Annotated in this window: 11 protein-coding genes and 1 tRNA gene; 1 reads left to right on the forward strand and 11 read right to left on the reverse strand. The window is 36.2% G+C overall.

Annotation, left to right across the window (positions count from 1 at the left end):
- Positions 1 to 61: 61 nt before the first annotated feature.
- The 3 genes from LB450_RS04430 to LB450_RS04440 all read right to left on the reverse strand — a co-directional run bounded on the left by LB450_RS04430 (position 62) and on the right by LB450_RS04440 (position 4,366).
- Positions 62 to 229, reverse strand: a complete 168-nt coding sequence (locus LB450_RS04430) for a hypothetical protein (RefSeq protein ID WP_224486654.1) — start codon at positions 227 to 229, stop codon at positions 62 to 64.
- A 192-nt stretch (positions 230 to 421) separates the two neighbouring features.
- Entirely contained in the window at positions 422 to 1,039 is a 618-nt protein-coding gene (locus tag LB450_RS04435; RefSeq protein ID WP_224486655.1) for a polysaccharide deacetylase family protein, read from the reverse strand.
- A gap of 6 nt (positions 1,040 to 1,045) precedes the next feature.
- Positions 1,046 to 4,366, reverse strand: coding sequence for a glycosyltransferase family 117 protein (locus tag LB450_RS04440; protein ID WP_224486656.1), 3,321 nt, complete (start codon positions 4,364 to 4,366; stop codon positions 1,046 to 1,048).
- A 177-nt stretch (positions 4,367 to 4,543) separates the two neighbouring features.
- On the opposite strand from LB450_RS04440, the gene LB450_RS04445 reads away from it, so the two are divergent.
- A tRNA-Gln gene (locus LB450_RS04445) sits at positions 4,544 to 4,616 on the forward strand.
- A 497-nt stretch (positions 4,617 to 5,113) separates the two neighbouring features.
- On the opposite strand, the gene LB450_RS04450 is transcribed toward LB450_RS04445, so the two are convergent.
- The 8 genes from LB450_RS04450 to LB450_RS04485 all read right to left on the reverse strand — a co-directional run bounded on the left by LB450_RS04450 (position 5,114) and on the right by LB450_RS04485 (position 15,973).
- A complete protein-coding gene (locus LB450_RS04450; RefSeq protein ID WP_224486657.1) occupies positions 5,114 to 6,031 on the reverse strand; it encodes an endonuclease/exonuclease/phosphatase family protein in 918 nt (305 codons plus the stop codon).
- Positions 6,032 to 6,308: 277 nt separating this feature from the next.
- Positions 6,309 to 9,089, reverse strand: coding sequence for a translation initiation factor IF-2 (infB, locus tag LB450_RS04455; RefSeq protein ID WP_224486658.1), 2,781 nt, complete (start codon positions 9,087 to 9,089; stop codon positions 6,309 to 6,311).
- 55 nt (positions 9,090 to 9,144) lie between these two features.
- Complete coding sequence (gene nusA, locus LB450_RS04460) at positions 9,145 to 10,380, reverse strand: transcription termination factor NusA (RefSeq protein ID WP_224486659.1); 1,236 nt, start codon at positions 10,378 to 10,380, stop codon at positions 9,145 to 9,147.
- 7 nt (positions 10,381 to 10,387) lie between these two features.
- Positions 10,388 to 10,861, reverse strand: coding sequence for a ribosome assembly cofactor RimP (gene rimP / locus LB450_RS04465; RefSeq protein ID WP_224486660.1), 474 nt, complete (start codon positions 10,859 to 10,861; stop codon positions 10,388 to 10,390).
- Between the two features lie 432 nt (positions 10,862 to 11,293).
- Positions 11,294 to 12,745, reverse strand: a complete 1,452-nt coding sequence (locus tag LB450_RS04470) for an AsmA family protein (protein ID WP_224486661.1) — start codon at positions 12,743 to 12,745, stop codon at positions 11,294 to 11,296.
- A 56-nt stretch (positions 12,746 to 12,801) separates the two neighbouring features.
- Positions 12,802 to 13,593, reverse strand: a complete 792-nt coding sequence (locus LB450_RS04475) for a universal stress protein (protein WP_224486662.1) — start codon at positions 13,591 to 13,593, stop codon at positions 12,802 to 12,804.
- Positions 13,594 to 13,686: 93 nt separating this feature from the next.
- On the reverse strand, positions 13,687 to 14,724 hold the full coding sequence (locus LB450_RS04480) for a response regulator (protein ID WP_224486663.1): 1,038 nt from the start codon (positions 14,722 to 14,724) through the stop codon (positions 13,687 to 13,689).
- A complete protein-coding gene (locus LB450_RS04485) occupies positions 14,717 to 15,973 on the reverse strand; it encodes a PAS domain-containing sensor histidine kinase (protein WP_224486664.1) in 1,257 nt (418 codons plus the stop codon). Before LB450_RS04485 ends, LB450_RS04480 begins: the two co-directional genes overlap by 8 nt.
- Positions 15,974 to 15,986: the final 13 nt, after the last annotated feature.

Below are 15,986 nucleotides of genomic sequence, written 5' to 3' on the forward strand. Positions count from 1 at the left end.
TTTGGTTCGAGCGAGACGCCTGCCTTTGCTAGCAACGCAAGCAGGCTCGCACCAGAGGTGTTTACCAGTTTGCAGAAATTTTTTCTAATTCTTTTTGACTTTTAAATTTACCGTTTTTAAAATTTAATTCTGACTGTTCTATTCGGTTTACTAATTCTTCAATTGTAAATGGGTTTAATTCAGGTTGACGTTTTTCTTGAATTTCTGTTATGTAGCTTTTTAAATCCATGGCTTATTTTTTTGTATTAAATATATAATATACCGAAGCTAGCGCGAGCGTCTCGCTCGTGAACTATAGCTTGTTGGTCTATATAATACATACTAAATTGATTTAAAGATAGATTTAATTTTAAGATTTTGTGAATGGTGTTTGGTACGAGCGAGAAGCTCGCACCAGTACAAAGAGTTTAATTAAAATTTTTTAAAGTTCAATCGTTTTAAACTTATAATCACTAAACGTCTCCAGGGTTTTCTCTAAAGCGTATTTCATGTTGGTTTCCGCTTTTAAACTGTCGTGAAAGACAATGATGCTGCCCGGTTTTACTCGATTTTGGATTCGACTAAAACAGTGTTCTTTGGAGACTTTTTCAGAATAATCTTTGCTGATGATATCCCACATGACGATGTGCTGATGATCTTTTAAAATGCCCCGGGCCTGCGAAGAGGTGCACTTGCCGTAAGGTGGCCGAAAGAGGTTGGATTGAGCTGAATTTGATCGCATTTCATCCTGACACAACTTTATATCTTTTAAATACTCCATAGCCGAGGTCTTCCAACCGTTGCTATGATAAAAGGTGTGATTACCTACAGCATGGCCTTCAGAAAGGATTTGTTTGAATAGTTCAGGATGTTTTCTAATGTTATCTCCAATGCAAAAGAAGGTGGCTTTTGCCTTATATTTTTTTAAGGTTTCTAAAACCCAGGGCGTAATTTCGGGGATGGGCCCATCATCAAACGTGAGGAACATCTCTTTTTCCTGAGTAGAGATGCTCCAAACGCGTTTTGGAAATAGTGGTTTCAGAAAGTCAGTGGAGTTCACATCTATCTATTCATTTGGAATTTGATCTGGTGATAATAAACTAGTGCTATCGCTTTCCTTTTTAACCTGTTCCATATCTTTCTGATTGAGTTCATCTAATAAGTCCTGGTCTACATCTTCAGACTCTGAATCCTGATAAAAATGACTGAATTTTTCTAAGTAGGAGTTAAATTCAGCTGCTTTTTCTTTCACCATTTCAGTGTCTTGCTGAATGATTAGGATATCGACTAAGCTTCTATATTTCTCGATTTCAGTAAAAATCTCATCTGCATTGGCAATTTGATTTTCATAAGTCATGCCTGCGTAATAGTCAAGCCATTCCTGGTAATTGGTTGCGACTTGCTTCCACACTTCCCTGGCTTTTTCAGGTTTATTAATTTGATAATACCCTGTGATAAATGGTTCAACCAATTGGTAATATTGGTAGTATTTGACAGGAATGTGTTTCATGCCCAAGTCAAGAATATCTTCTGCCTTGTCATACTTGTTTTCTTTAATCAGTTTTTCTACCAAACGAGCGAGATTGCTTCTATAGGTAATGGCATTTTTACGGGTTTCCGGATCGTGATAAATGTCACCGCTACCGCTATTTCCCCATTCCCAATCCATAACGATATCGTACATTTTATCTTCGTCGATACGCCCCATGTCAAAAGGGTTGTTAGGGTTAACAGGAGTTTTGATAGGGACGAGCTTATACGTCACTCCTTCCAGTTGAAGGTAATCCTTCATCCAGAGGTAATCTTCATCTCTAAAACTTCCTCCTGTGAAGTAAATAGGTCTTTCCCAATCGTTATTGGCAAGTAAATCCAGCATCATCAGGTTGGGCTTGTAGATCAAATTATCCTCAAGATTGATATCGATATAAGGGACAATCAAATCAGCATTTTCCGGTTTTACAATTCCATTTTGTAATATTTTCTGTTTATCAACAGGAACTCTGATGTTTTTGGTTGGAAAGGTGTTGATGACCTGTCCGCTTTGCAGTTCGGCTTTAGTGGTTTCGTTATCACTTTTGATATACTGAATGAATTTATCTATCACCAGTGTATCACTTATCCGTGGGTCTGCTTGATACCAAACCGCATCGTTGGTTCCGTATTTATAGTCATCGTGTTTTAAAGTAGTTTCAATGGGTTCGCTTTCATAAGCTTTTTTTCTCATCTGGTCAATATACCAATCGGTTGCAAAAAGACTGGTGTTAATCGTTCTGACGTCGGTTCTATAGCCTTCAATTTCCTGAGCATACCATAACGCAAAGGTATCGTTATCACCAATGGTGAAGAGAATGGCATCTTCATCTACAGAATCCAGATACTTTTTGGCCATAGATAAAGTCGTGTATTTTCCTGAACGGTCATGATCATCCCAGTTTTCGGAAGCCATCAAAACAGGAACGCAAAGTAGACATACCAATCCTACGAGCGGTGCTACTAATTTTGGAGTGATGTACCTTTTTAGATAATGGAAAATGGCATAAACGCCCAATCCAATCCAAATCGCAAATACATAGAATGAGCCTACAAGGGCATAATCTCTTTCCCTGGGTTCAAAGGGGCGTTCGTTGAGGTAAATCTTCAGTGCTATTCCTGTGAATAAGAAAAAGACGGTAAGCACCCAAAAGCGTTTTACATCTTTGGACGCATGAAAGAACAGACCTATCAATCCTAAGATTAATGGTAAGAAATAATAGGTATTTCGTGCTTTATTCTCAGCTAAATCAGAAGGAAGGTTTTCCTGACTACCCAATCTGTTTTCGTCAATAAAATCAATTCCACTCAGCCAATTTCCATCAAAATTGGTGTACTTTCCTTGATTATCGTTTTGTCTTCCTGCAAAATTCCACATGAAATACCTCCAATACATATACCCCATTTGAAACTCTAAGAGGTAATTGAAATTGGAAGCAGTCGACGGTTTTTGAATATCTAAGTATTGGTTGAACTGCTTTAAAAAGCTGATATAACCATCTGAAGACACCTCACCTTTTCTGAAATCTTCTCTAAACGTATTGACTATGGAATTCAATTCCTGTTCTCCTCGGTACTCTGGTTTTATTGAAAACTCCAAAGGCCCTGTAAACATCATATAATTGGACGCATGTTGCGTACTCCACATTCTTGGTAAAAACGTTTTATGCTTAGCGTCGGAGTTTTGCTTTGCATTTTTAAAATCGTTGATGATCACATATTCGCCTTTCGCTTCATCCTTTTCATAGATAGCATCGTCGTCCAGATAAGGATTGTCTGGATCTAAACCAGCAAAAATTTCAGTAAACTGAGGTCCGTAGAATAAGTGTGTTTCTGGATATTGGTCACGATTATAGTAGGCTAGAAGTTGCTGAGCACTACTGGGATCGTTTTCATTGATGACTGTTCCTGCATTGGCGCGGATAGGAAGCATGATCCAGCTCGAAAAGCCTATAAACACAAACAAAATGCAAAGCAAAACTGTATTGATATGGATATAATTTTTTCGCCTTGTGTATTTCAAACCAAAATAGAATCCAGCGATAACGATTAATCCAGCGATGATGGTTCCAGAGTTGAAGGGCAGTCCAATGCTATTGACAAAAAACACCTCCATCTTGGCGAAAAAGGTGAGTGAATAGGGCAGGAGGAGTTTAAAGATAAACAGTAAAATACCTATCACAACCAAGTTGGCAATTACAAAGTTCTTGACAGTGATTGTTTTATAATTCTTGAAGTAATATAAAAAACCGATGGCCGGAATGGTAAGTAGCCCCATAAAATGCACGCCAAAAGACAAGCCGATAATCAGGCAAATTAAAATCAACCAGCGATTTCCTCTGGGCTTATGCATGTCTCTTTCCCATAGCAATCCGACGTAGAACATCGCGGCCATAAGACAAGCGGCCATGGCATAAACTTCTGCTTCTACAGCGCTAAACCAAAAACTATCTGTAAAGGTGAAAGTAAGAGCGCCAACTAAACTGCTGGCTAAGATGGCCATATCTGAAGCCTGAGATCTGACTTCAATGGTTTTTGTCAGTTTTTTTAGTAATAAAGTGATGGACCAAAACATGAACAGTATTGCAAAAGCACTTGCTACACCAGACATGAGATTGACCATAAAGGCAATCTGACTTTCATCTGAAGCAAACATGGAAAAGAAAGCGCCGAAAATTTGATAAAAAGGAGCGCCCGGAGGGTGTCCTACCTGTAGTTTTGCAGAGGTGGATATATACTCACCTGCATCCCAAAAGCTAGCGGTAGGTTCTGCAGTAAGATAATATGTAATGAAGGCTACTAAAAAGGCAAACCAACCTAATAGTTTGTTCCAAAGTGAGAAGGCGTGCTTTGTCATTGAACTAAAAATTTTGGACGAAAATAAACAATTATGAAATCTTACAAACGCCTGGTTTTGATTATTATTTGCTAAGTCAAATAAGGCTTTAGATTAAACTTACTTTTTTCATGAATAATTTTTAAAAAGGGCTTGGTCATATAAAAGTAAGTTTTATATTTGCACTCCAATAATTATTGGCCTATGGTGTAACTGGCAACACATCTGGTTTTGGTCCAGAAGAGTCTAGGTTCGAGCCCTAGTAGGCCAACACAAAACAAACCGATTTCTTAATTGAGGTCGGTTTTTTTGTTTTTGAATGAAAAGTTTTAAGGGCGATTCCTGAAGTTTCGAGATGTCCCAAGCTTAGTCGAGTGGAGCCCTACCTGTCAGACCAATTTTATGGGCTGGGTAGGCCAACACAAAACAAACCGATTTCTTAATTGAGGTCGGTTTTTTTGTTTTTGAATGAAAAGTTTTAAGGGCGATTCCTGAAGTTTCGAGATGTCCCAAGCTTAGTCGAGTGGAGCCCTACCTGTCAGACCAATTTTATGGGCTTGGGTAGGCCAACACAAAACAAACCGATTTCTTAATTGAGGTCGGTCTTTTTTGTTTTTGATATTATGGTTATAAACTTATAAGTTTGAGGATTTGATTACTCCATTTAGATAAATATACAAACCTCTTAAAACTAGTTTTAAGAGGTTTGTAATTTGCTGTTATGCCTACCAGAAGATGATCAAAAATTAATGCTGAATCCTAATTTGATTATTGATCCTCTTTTTGAAATTCAATGACCAGTGGTAGATGATCGCTTAGTGTTCTCATTTTTTCATCATCTAACAGTTCTGGTATGCCAGCCGAACCTTTTAAGTATTCCTGTTGCATATTGCCATTAAATAAGACGTAATCTAATCTTCGAGAATGATTATCTGATGGATGCGTAAGAACATCTTCAGGCAAGGGATCGTAGAATTTTTTGGCTTCAGTTTCTCCTCGTTTTAAAGCTTCAATTTCCTTACTTCCTAAAGTAGAGTTTAAGTCTCCTGCAATTAATAGGTTTTGAGATGCATTCATTTTGATGAAACGCGAAAATTGGTTTTTTAAGAAATTAATTTGCCCCAACCTCATGGATTCGTTTCGATCTCCACGTCCGGCTTTTAGATGAAGACCGGTTAAGATAAAGTTGTAATCTCCTGAAGGGTAAACCTCTAAAGACCACATTCTCGTGTTCAGATTATTTTGTGTTTCAGAAAGCCCTTCTTCGTTGGTATAGTCAACTACTGGTGTAGTGACATTCCCATAAGCATAAAGAACACCTAAAGGAACCTTACTCATCAACACAACATTCATATACCAGCCATCACTGGGAGCGCTTGCGAAAAATTTATATCCCATTCCCTTCAAGTGCTCTTCAGCTATTTCTCGCAAAAACTTCGTGCTTTCAAACTCCTGTAGCACTACAATATCAGCATCAGTTTTTTTTAGTGCTTCAACCAAATAAGCGACTTTATTGTCCATTTGTGGGTAAGGGTTGTTTTCTCTAAAAGAATCAATATAAGGATCGTCATACCCGTCCACAAAATGCTCTACATTCCAGGACAAGATCTTAAATGTCCCTTTGTCTGAATACTCATAATCTGCCGGGATAACCCGAGAATCTTCGGAAGAGTCAATCCTGCTCATATTTTGAGAAGACTGACAGCTTTGCAGCAGAGCTATTAAACAAATAGTTATTAGAAGTTTAAACTTTGAAGTATTAGTTTTAACTAACTTCATATTGTTGAGATTTGAATTCATCAATGATTCAGTTTATTTTTTGGTGAAGCGAATATAGATAAGTAAAACCAGAAATAAATTCATTTTTATTTTCTCATTGGTAACTTAACCTTAATTTAAATTATTAAAATCGAAAAAGCTCTACAATTTTAATTGTAGAGCTTTTTAATATAAGTGATATAATCTATTTAAGTTTTTTCTTAACTTCCACTTCCTGGTATGCCTCAAGAATATCTCCTTCCTGAATGTCGTTGTAGTTTTTCAACTGCATACCACAATCGTATCCTTTGGAAACCTCCTTCACATCGTCTTTGAAACGTTTTAGAGAAGTCAGTGTTCCTGTGTGAATGACGATACCGTCACGGATGAGTCGAATTCCAGAGTTTCTGTAAATTTTACCTGTCAATACCATACAACCAGCGATTGTTCCAATTTTAGAAATCTTGAAAGTTTCTCTGATTTCTGCTGTACCCGTAATTTCTTCTTTCAGTTCTGGAGACAGCATGCCTTCCATCGCATCTTTGATGTCGTTGATAGCATCATAGATGATAGAATACATTCTGATGTCGATTTCTTCATTATCGGCAAGTGTTCTTGCATTTCCTGCAGGCCTTACGTTAAATCCGATTATGACTGCTTCAGAAGCTGAGGCGAGAAGGACATCACTTTCAGTAATGGCTCCTACACCTCTGTGGATAATATTCACCTGAATTTCTTCAGTAGAAAGTTTTTGTAAACTGTCGGTTAAGGCTTCTACAGAACCATCCACATCTGCTTTCAGGATTATGTTCAATTCTTTAAAGTCTCCAAGAGCGATACGTCTACCAATCTCATCAAGCGTAATATGCTTTTGAGTTCGTACACTTTGTTCTCTTTGAAGTTGATTTCGCTTAGACGCTATATCTTTTGCTTCACGTTCGTCCTGCATGACCTGGAAGGTATCACCAGCTTGTGGTGCACCGTCAAGTCCAAGTATGGAGACAGGAGTAGAAGGGCCTGCTTCTTTCACTTTATTACCTCTCTCATCCTGCATGGCTTTTATCTTACCACTGGTAGTTCCGGCTAAGACGTAATCACCAATCTTTAAAGTACCCGCCTGTACCAAAATTGTGGACACATAGCCCCTACCTTTATCTAAGAACGCTTCCACCACACTACCTTTTGCAAGACGGTCTGGGTTTGCCTTCAGATCTAGTAATTCAGCTTCTAGCAATACTTTTTCCAATAATTCTGGAATTCCAGTACCTTCTTTTGCTGAAATCTCTTGGGATTGAATTTTACCACCCCAATCTTCCACTAGAAGATTCATGCTGGCTAAAGATTGTTTAACCCTTTCAACATTAGCAGTAGGTAAATCTACTTTATTAATTGCAAATACAATTGGCACTCCTGCCGCTTGTGCGTGAGAAATAGCTTCTTTTGTTTGAGGCATCACATCATCATCTGCAGCAATCACAATAATTGCAATATCGGTGACTTGTGCACCCCTTGCTCTCATCGCTGTAAACGCTTCGTGTCCAGGTGTGTCAAGGAACGAAATAGTTTCTCCGGTTGCAATTTGAACACCGTAGGCACCGATGTGTTGAGTTATGCCACCCGACTCACCTGCAATCACATTTTCTTGTCTTATGTAATCCAATAAAGACGTTTTACCATGGTCAACGTGTCCCATCACTGTTACGATAGGGGCGCGTGGTTTAAGGTCTTCCGGATTTTCTTCGATAACTTCTGTATTGTCTTCAACTTCTGCACTTACGAATTCAACATCAAAACCAAATTCTTCTGCAACTACACTTAAGGTTTCTGCATCCAAACGTTGGTTCATAGTCACCATCATGCCCAAAGACATACAGGCCGATATAATTTTAGTCACAGGTACATCCATCATGGTGGCAATTTCATTGACACTTACAAATTCTGTAACCTTTAAGACTTTACTTTCTTTTTCTTGTTGATCGAGATCATCTTGAGAACGTTGTTTGTGTTGATCTCTTTTGTCTCGTCTATATTTTGCTCCTTTTTTACCAGAAGATCTGCCTTGAAGTTTTTCTAAGGTTTCTCTTACTTGTTTTTGGACTTCTTCGGGAGTAGGGTCTTCTTTTGGAGCTGCTTTAGCACCTCTTCTGGAAGAAGGTTTTGCACCACCTTTTTTGAAGTTAGGTTTATTTGCGCCAGGAGAAGTGTTAGTTTTAGAAATGCGTCTGCGTTTTCTTCGCTTGGACGCTGCTTCTTTTTCTTTTTCCTTCTCTTTTTCTTTTTTGGTTGGTGTTTTCTTGAATTGATTTAAATCAATTTTTTCACCGGTAAAGTTTGGTCCAGAAAGTTTGGTGTACTGAGTTTGGTGCTTAACTTCTTCTGGAGTTTTTTCTTCTTCTGTTTTCTTCGTTTCAGGTTTTTCTTCAACCTTTTTTGGAGTTTCTTTTGAAGTTGGCTTAGCAGGTTTTGAAGACTTTTCAGGTTTATCTGATGATTTTTTGCTATCGGATTTGTTTTTCCTATCATCTTGAAGTTCAATTTTTCCCACTTGTTTCAAACCGGAAATCTTGGACTTAGACCTAATAGTTTCTTCTTGTTGCTGCTTTGCTTTCTTGGATTCTTCAGCTTTAGACTTTTCCTCTTCTTCCTTGGCTTTTGCAGCTTCTTGAGCCTTCTTTTTATTTTCTTCTGCTTCTCGCTCTCTTCTGGCTTCGTCTTCTTTTTTCTTTTCAAGTTCCTGTTCTCTGGCAAGACGCAACTCCTCCTTCTCTTTTTTGCGCTCTTCGCTCACTTCTTTGGAAGCTACTTTCTTGCTTTTATCAGTTTCAAATTTGTCTGATAAAACCCCATAAACTTCCGAAGAAATTTTAGTGGTAGGTCTTGCTTCAATTTCGTAACCTTGAGTATTCAAATATTCCACAGCACGATCCAGTGAAATATTAAATTCTCTCAGTACTTTATTTAATCTTGTTTGTTTTGATTCAGCCATAAATTGCCTCTAATATTACCTCTTATATAATGTTACAAAGATGAGTTTAAATAATCTATTCTTCAAACTCTTCTTTTAAAATTTTGATCACGTTCTGAACCGTTTCTTCTTCCAAATCAGTTCTTCTTACGAGATCGCTTACTTCTAATTCTAAGATACTTTTGGCAGTATCCAAACCTATTCTGCTAAATTCTTTGATGACCCAGTCTTCGATTTCATCTTTGAATTCTGTTAATTCGACATCTTCTTCCTCAATACCATCTCTAAAGACTTCAATGTTGAAACCAGTTAACTGACCGGCGAGTCTGATGTTATGTCCTCCTCGGCCAATAGCCTTGGATACTTCTTCAGGTTTTAAAGTGACTTCAGCATATTTCTTTTCTTCGTCAAGTTTTATGTTGACAATTTTGGCTGGACTTAAAGCTCGCTGAATGTAAAGTTGTGGGTTGTTGGTATAGTTGATGACATCTATGTTTTCATTCCCCAATTCTCTTACGATACTATGAATACGAGATCCTTTCATCCCAACACAGGCGCCTACAGGATCTATCCTGTCATCATAGGTGTCTACTGCTACCTTAGCCTTTTCTCCAGGAATTCTCACAGCATTTTTAACCGTAATCAATCCATCAAAAACCTCTGGGATTTCTTGTTCAAACAGTTTCTCCAGAAAAATTGGTGATGTTCTAGATAGTATGATAACAGGCTTATTGCCTTTTAGCTCTACCTTATCGATAACACCTCTCACGCTATCTCCTTTTCTGTAGAAGTCTGCAGGGATTTGATGTTCTTTAGGGATGATAAGCTCATTACCATCATCGTCAAGCAAGATCACTACATTGTGTCTTACGTGATGAACTTCTGCGGTATATATTTCTCCTATTAAATCTTGAAAGTATTTAAAGGTATTGGTACTATCATGTTCATGGATTTTAGAAATCAGATTTTGTCTTAAAGCTAAAATCGCTCTTCGACCCAATTGAAAAAGTTTTACTTCTTCAGATACGTCTTCTCCAACTTCAAAATCGGGTTCAATCTTCCTAGCATCAGCAAGTGAGATTTCTTTATTTTCATCTTCTACTTCACCATCATTTACAACAATTCTGTTCCTCCAGATTTCTAAATCACCTTTATCCGGGTTGATGATAATATCAAAATTGTCATCTTGTCCAAATTTCTTTTTTAAGGCATTTCTGAAGACGTCTTCAAGGATTGCCATTAAAGTTACCCGATCAATTAATTTGTCATCCTTAAATTCCGAAAATGAGTTGATCAAATCGATATTTTCCATAATATCTTTATTTGTTAAAATTTATTATAACTTGAGCTTTCTCGATATCTTCGAAAGCTATTTTTGTCTCTTTTTGTACTTTATGCTTGCCTTTGCCAACTGGCTTTGGCTCTTTCGCAGTCCATTTCAGGTGTATTTTGCCTTCTTCAACCCCAACTAAATCTGCCTCAATCTTTTCTTCTTTAGTGACTACAGCTAATTTCCTCCCTACATTTTTCTGATATTGTCTAGGGTAGATTAAAGGTTCCGTAGCCCCACACGATGCAACTTCCAATGAGAAATCTTCAATTTCTCTATCCAGATTGTGTTCGATAGCTCTGCTTATATTCACACAATCTGAAATGGATAAATCTCTGTCACCATCAATTATTACTTTGATATTATTACCGCCAGAAATTTGTAAATCGATAAGAAATAGACTTTTATCTTCTTCCAGACCTTCTCTTACCAAGGTCAAAATTTGCTCTTTCTCTAAAGCCATCCTATACTTATAAAAAGAGGGGACTAATTTGTCCCCTCATATTCAAAACTTTGCAAATGTAATAATAATTTATCAGTTATAAAAGAGCCTGTTTTTTTATAATACCAAGTTATCTAGTTAAAGTTTAAATTTATAACCATGAAAAGGATGCTTGTTTCATTATTTTTTTCTCAACGAGCGGGTGACTCTCATTAAATTACTGCTCAAACTACCATGACATTCGACAGTAAAATTTACTGTTGACCTGCTCAAACCTCACTCTCAACTTATAAATCACTAAAATATGGGAATAAGCGGTGATCATCCTCAAGGCTTGGTTAATCATGAAGATATTTCACTGAAAAATTTCCAAAATATTTAATAAAATGCCTGTTTCTATAGAAGGTAGAACTGTTTATAAAACTTTAGAGTATGAAAAAGCTTTTGCAGAAACTATAGCAAAGACTTTTTAAGTCCTTGTAAGTGAAATGTCCAAAGGTAATTCCAAAATGATTTTGTAGTATCTCTTTCAATATTTTCTAATTGGTATGTTTCATCAACATCATTATTCTTCAGTAAGGCATTGCTAAGTAAGCTTGCAAAATTATTTTTTGAACCATCTCTTTTAAGAATGTTCAATTTTAATTTTTCATAGGCAATGCTAAAGTCTCCATTCATTTCAGTATTGTTGCCATAAACAGAGGTTTTTATTTCGTCGATTTTTCCATCCATTTCCATTCTCATTGCTGCTGCAAAAAAGCCATTAATAGATTTATCCTCAACTTGTTTTAAGCGGGTTGACAGGTAAAATTGTTCATGATCTGGAACGAAATTTAACTTGAAGACAATTTCAGAAGCTTTAGAAAACTCTGCTTTAGCTGAAACTTTTATATCTGATTGTTTAGCATCAAGCGAGTTGTGAATGTTTAAAACCTCCCCATGTATAGCGTTAAATTTGATTTCTGCAGGTTCTCTGTTTTGTTTTATTAATTCCTGGTAAGTGATGTCAAGTTCTGAAATCAGTAAAGAATCTACTGCAAGCTGCAAACTAAGTTCTCTCAAGGCTTGGCTATATAGTGGTTTGTAGGTGTTGTCATCTGCAACTGTTTTATCCCTGTAAATAGAAAAATCTGTAGAGTCAATTTCAATTTTATTTGATGAAACATGAAGTAAACTATCCTTCTTTTGAAGTTTAAATCTGGAAATTTTGATGGATTTAGATTTTAAATCCACCAAATCTTTTTCAGTTTGAATGTGGTTTACGTAGCTGTTTCTTGTGAATTTTGGTTCAATAGAAAAATTTGTAAATGACAACGACTGGTTTGTAAAGGCAAAAGATTCAGATGTTAAATCATGTAAGGTATCCATAGTATACCTCAAATCTTTTGCATCGATCTGCAGAGTCTCATTGCCTAGCCATTCATAATTTTCATCCAGTGGCCAATTGACATTTTCGGCCTTTAGATTTAACTTAGATGCTTTAAAAATAGTTTTATTTTCATCTACAAAACTTATACTTGCATCGTTAAGGTTAATTTTTTCGATAGCTGAAATTTCAAAAGACATTCGTTCATTCGTTTTTGGTTCTGAAGACAGCATCAGTTTTATTTCCAGTTCTTTAGCGTCAAAATCTCCGACTTTTATTTCCTTATTAAGTAGGTAATGAATCAGGTCAATGGTAAGGTAGATTTCTTTGATCTTGACTTCTTTATCTGCATCCTTAAACTTGATTTGCTCAAAATCAAAGCTCCCTGTCAATAGATTCAAATTGAGATTTGAGTAGGATAGGGAAGGTTCTTCCGCTAAGAGAGTTTTAATTTTTTCTGAAACAAAGAAATTGGCAACAAAAAAACCAATTATTACTAATAAAAGAATTGTAAAAATGTATCGAAAGAAAGTTTTCATTCCAGAGTGATTAGAAAATTGAAATTACATAAAATAGTCTAAACTAATCCTAAATTTTAAAGCTTCTTTGAGTCATGCAAAAAGAGAACAGGTGCTTCTAAGCTATTCAAAAAGGGGCGAGAGGTGCTGAATAAATCTTGAAAAATGCTCAGGTTTTTAGCCATGACCATGATTATGTCAAATTCTTTGATACCAATGACTTTAGACCCGTAATTAATCTCTTCTATGTTTTTAAACTCTAAAGAGTTGATGGCTCTGTAAATCAAATCTTTAGACTGCTTTCTGTTGGGGCCTAGTGTTTTGTTGTGGCCTGTTGATAGAAGGGAAAGATTTGTTTGCTTTACGAAAGGTAAAAGATTTAAAATATTGAAAATACTATATTCAGAAGTGATTGAAAAATCTGTAGGTAATAAGGCGGTCTTTGGTAGTTCCAGATGAGCCTGTTCAGGAACCAAGACTACAGAGCATTTCACCTTAGTAATAATTTCCAAGGTTTTTTTATCAAAAAACAATCCTGTACTGAAGATTTCTTTGCTAGAATTACCAAGCATGATCAGGCTTATTTGCTCCTTAATGATAACGTGCCGAATGCTTTCTATATATGGCCCCACTATCAATTTTGTCTGAATATTTTTCTTATCAAAACCCTTTGATTCAAGAAACTTTCGATCTTTTTTTAGCTTCTGATTAAAAATAATACTGTGATTTTTATTCAAGCTCTCTTTTTGGCAGGACGACTCTAAGTGTAAAATTGTGAAGTTAACGTCTTGATTTTTGAATAGCATCGCAGCATAATCCAACATATGCGTGGATAATGATGAAAAATCAGATAGCAATACTACATTCATAGATAAAGTCCTATGACTGCAAAAGTATATGCAGAATCAAATTTAAAATATGATAAAAATCAGATTCTCTTTTATTGTATTTATTACTTAAATTTAAACGATTCGCTCTAGAGCTTCAAAATCATTTATCTTGATGTTTCTGCCCTCCACATCGATAATTCCCTCTTTTTTGAAGGTCGAAAGTGTTCTGATTAAACTTTCAGAAGCAATGCCAGCGACAGCAGCAAGATCTGCTCTGGAAATACGGATTTGACTGAGTTTATTTTTTTTCAAACGTTCAGAGAATAACAAAATGCTCTGGGCTGTTTTTTTTCTTACAGAACTGTATGCCATGTCCATGAGTTGAGATTTGCTCTCGCTCAAGTGTTCTCCAAGCTGGTCTATAAATTCAAACATCACCTGTGGATGCTCATTAAAGAGAGCTTTTACTCTGTCAATAGAAACTTCATAGAGAGAAGTATCTTCAAGGGCTGATGCAAATTCTGAATTACTAGATTGCTTTGTGAAGCTCACGTCACCAAAAATGTCATCTACTTTGTGTATCGCTGTGATTAATTCTTTACCATTCTCCTCCAGCTTATAAGTCTTGACTACACCTTTATCGATAAGGTAAATTGAATTTGAAGCTTGACCGCTTTTAAAAATATGTTCACCAGCTTCAAAGGTTTTCAACATTTCTTTTCTAAAAACATCTTTCAAAGCTTTAAAAGATTGAAGTCTGGATATTGGTTTTTGATTGTTTTCGCTGGAACTTAAAATATCTGATTTTGCCAATCTGCTTTCTATGGCATCTATCAATTCATCTTCTTCGAAAGGTTTGGTGAGATAATCATCAGCCCCAAGATTCATCCCTTTTCTTACATCTTTATGATCGGTTTTTGCAGATAAAAAAATGAAAGGAATTTTTTTTAGAGTTTCATTTTTAGACAATCTATCTAAAACTTCATAGCCATCCATTTCTGGCATCATAATATCACAAACAATGACATCCGGAAAAAAGACCGGAGCTTTTTTCACCCCAATTTTACCGTTAGAAGCTGTTTCTACCTGATAATTTGACAATTCAAGAAGTTCAGCCGTATTTTCTCTTACAGTTTTATCATCTTCAATTAATAAAATCTTTTTACTCATGGACTTTTGGTATTTCTATATAAAACGTTGTGCCTTTTCCTTCTATCGACTCAAAACAAATATAGCCATTTAAGTTTTCAAGATGAACTTTAGCGATGTTCAATCCAATACCAGTTCCTTGATTATTCAAAGCATTTTCTGCTCTAAAATACCTTTCAAAAATATGCTTTTGATCTTCTTTTGGAATGCCTATGCCTTCATCTTTTATTCTGAATTTAATCAAGTTGGCTTCAGAGGAATCCACTTCAAAATAAATAGAGGTGTCTTCTGATGAATATTTGATGGCATTATTCAATAAATTGGATAAAATCAATTCTAAAACATGCTTGTCTTGTCTTAAGCTGATGTCTTGAAGGTTTTGCGGGTAAACGATTTCCTGTCCATCTTTTAAAGTAACATTGGCGTTGTAAATGACTTCGTTTACAAGAGTAATCAGGCTGAATTGTTCGTATTTATAAGTGACTTTACCAGACTCTAAACGCTCGATAGATAGAAAATCATTTAGAATTCCAGTGAGGTAATGCACTTTATTTTTTATGGTGTTTAGGTGTTTCTCTCTTTTGTCTTGCTGATCAGTTTCTGTGTACTTTTTGGCCAAAGTAGAGGAGGTCAATATGCCGCTTAGAGGGGTTTTAAACTCATGTGATACCAAGGATAAAAACTTGGTCTTAAGTTCGTTGAGTTCAATTTCTTTCTGTAATGCTTTTTTGGTTTTGGTTTCTGCTTGTTTTCTTTTATGCACTTCACTCTCCAGCTTAGAATTGAGATTTTGTAATTTTTGGATGGTTGTTTTTAATTCTTCGGTACGCTGTTCAATTTTGCGTTCCAGGTCTTTATTGAGTTCTTCTATCTGACGTTTTTGAGTTTCCCTTTGTGAGATATTACTTATCAAAGACATAACGTATCGCCTGCCTTCATATTGAAAAGGATTTAGCCCTGCTTCCACAGGAAAAATCTCACCGCTCTTCTTTAGACCGTGGAGATTTCTGCCATGACCCATCTGGCGTTTTTCTGAATTTTCTATAAACTTATCCACGTGATGCTGGTGGTTAGGTCTGTAGTTTTTTGGAATCAAGACATCAAGGTGTTGCTGTATAAGCTCACCTTTTTCATACCCAAACATAGCTTCTGTAGCAGAATTCACTTCAACAATATGTTGGGTTTCGTCTACTACTATTATTCCTTCTGAAATTCCTTCAAAAAGAAGATTAAAGATTTTAGAATTTTTTTGAAAATCGGTTTGGCTCAAGTTTTATCAGTTT

This window comes from Psychroflexus curvus (assembly GCF_020164585.1).
In the GTDB taxonomy this organism is placed as follows: Bacteria; Bacteroidota; Bacteroidia; order Flavobacteriales; family Flavobacteriaceae; genus Psychroflexus; species Psychroflexus curvus.

Excerpts from the sequence above, each read along its gene's own strand:
- LB450_RS04430 (WP_224486654.1), bottom strand. The coding sequence starts at position 229 with ATGGATTTAAAAAGCTACATAACAGAAATTCAAGAAAAACGTCAACCT.
- LB450_RS04440 (WP_224486656.1), bottom strand. The coding sequence starts at position 4,366 with ATGACAAAGCACGCCTTCTCACTTTGGAACAAACTATTAGGTTGGTTT.
- LB450_RS04450 (WP_224486657.1), bottom strand. The coding sequence starts at position 6,031 with ATGAGCAGGATTGACTCTTCCGAAGATTCTCGGGTTATCCCGGCAGAT.
- infB (WP_224486658.1), bottom strand. The coding sequence starts at position 9,089 with ATGGCTGAATCAAAACAAACAAGATTAAATAAAGTACTGAGAGAATTT.
- nusA (WP_224486659.1), bottom strand. The coding sequence starts at position 10,380 with ATGGAAAATATCGATTTGATCAACTCATTTTCGGAATTTAAGGATGAC.
- rimP (WP_224486660.1), bottom strand. The coding sequence starts at position 10,861 with ATGGCTTTAGAGAAAGAGCAAATTTTGACCTTGGTAAGAGAAGGTCTG.
- LB450_RS04470 (WP_224486661.1), bottom strand. The coding sequence starts at position 12,745 with ATGAAAACTTTCTTTCGATACATTTTTACAATTCTTTTATTAGTAATA.
- LB450_RS04475 (WP_224486662.1), bottom strand. The coding sequence starts at position 13,593 with ATGAATGTAGTATTGCTATCTGATTTTTCATCATTATCCACGCATATG.
- LB450_RS04480 (WP_224486663.1), bottom strand. The coding sequence starts at position 14,724 with ATGAGTAAAAAGATTTTATTAATTGAAGATGATAAAACTGTAAGAGAA.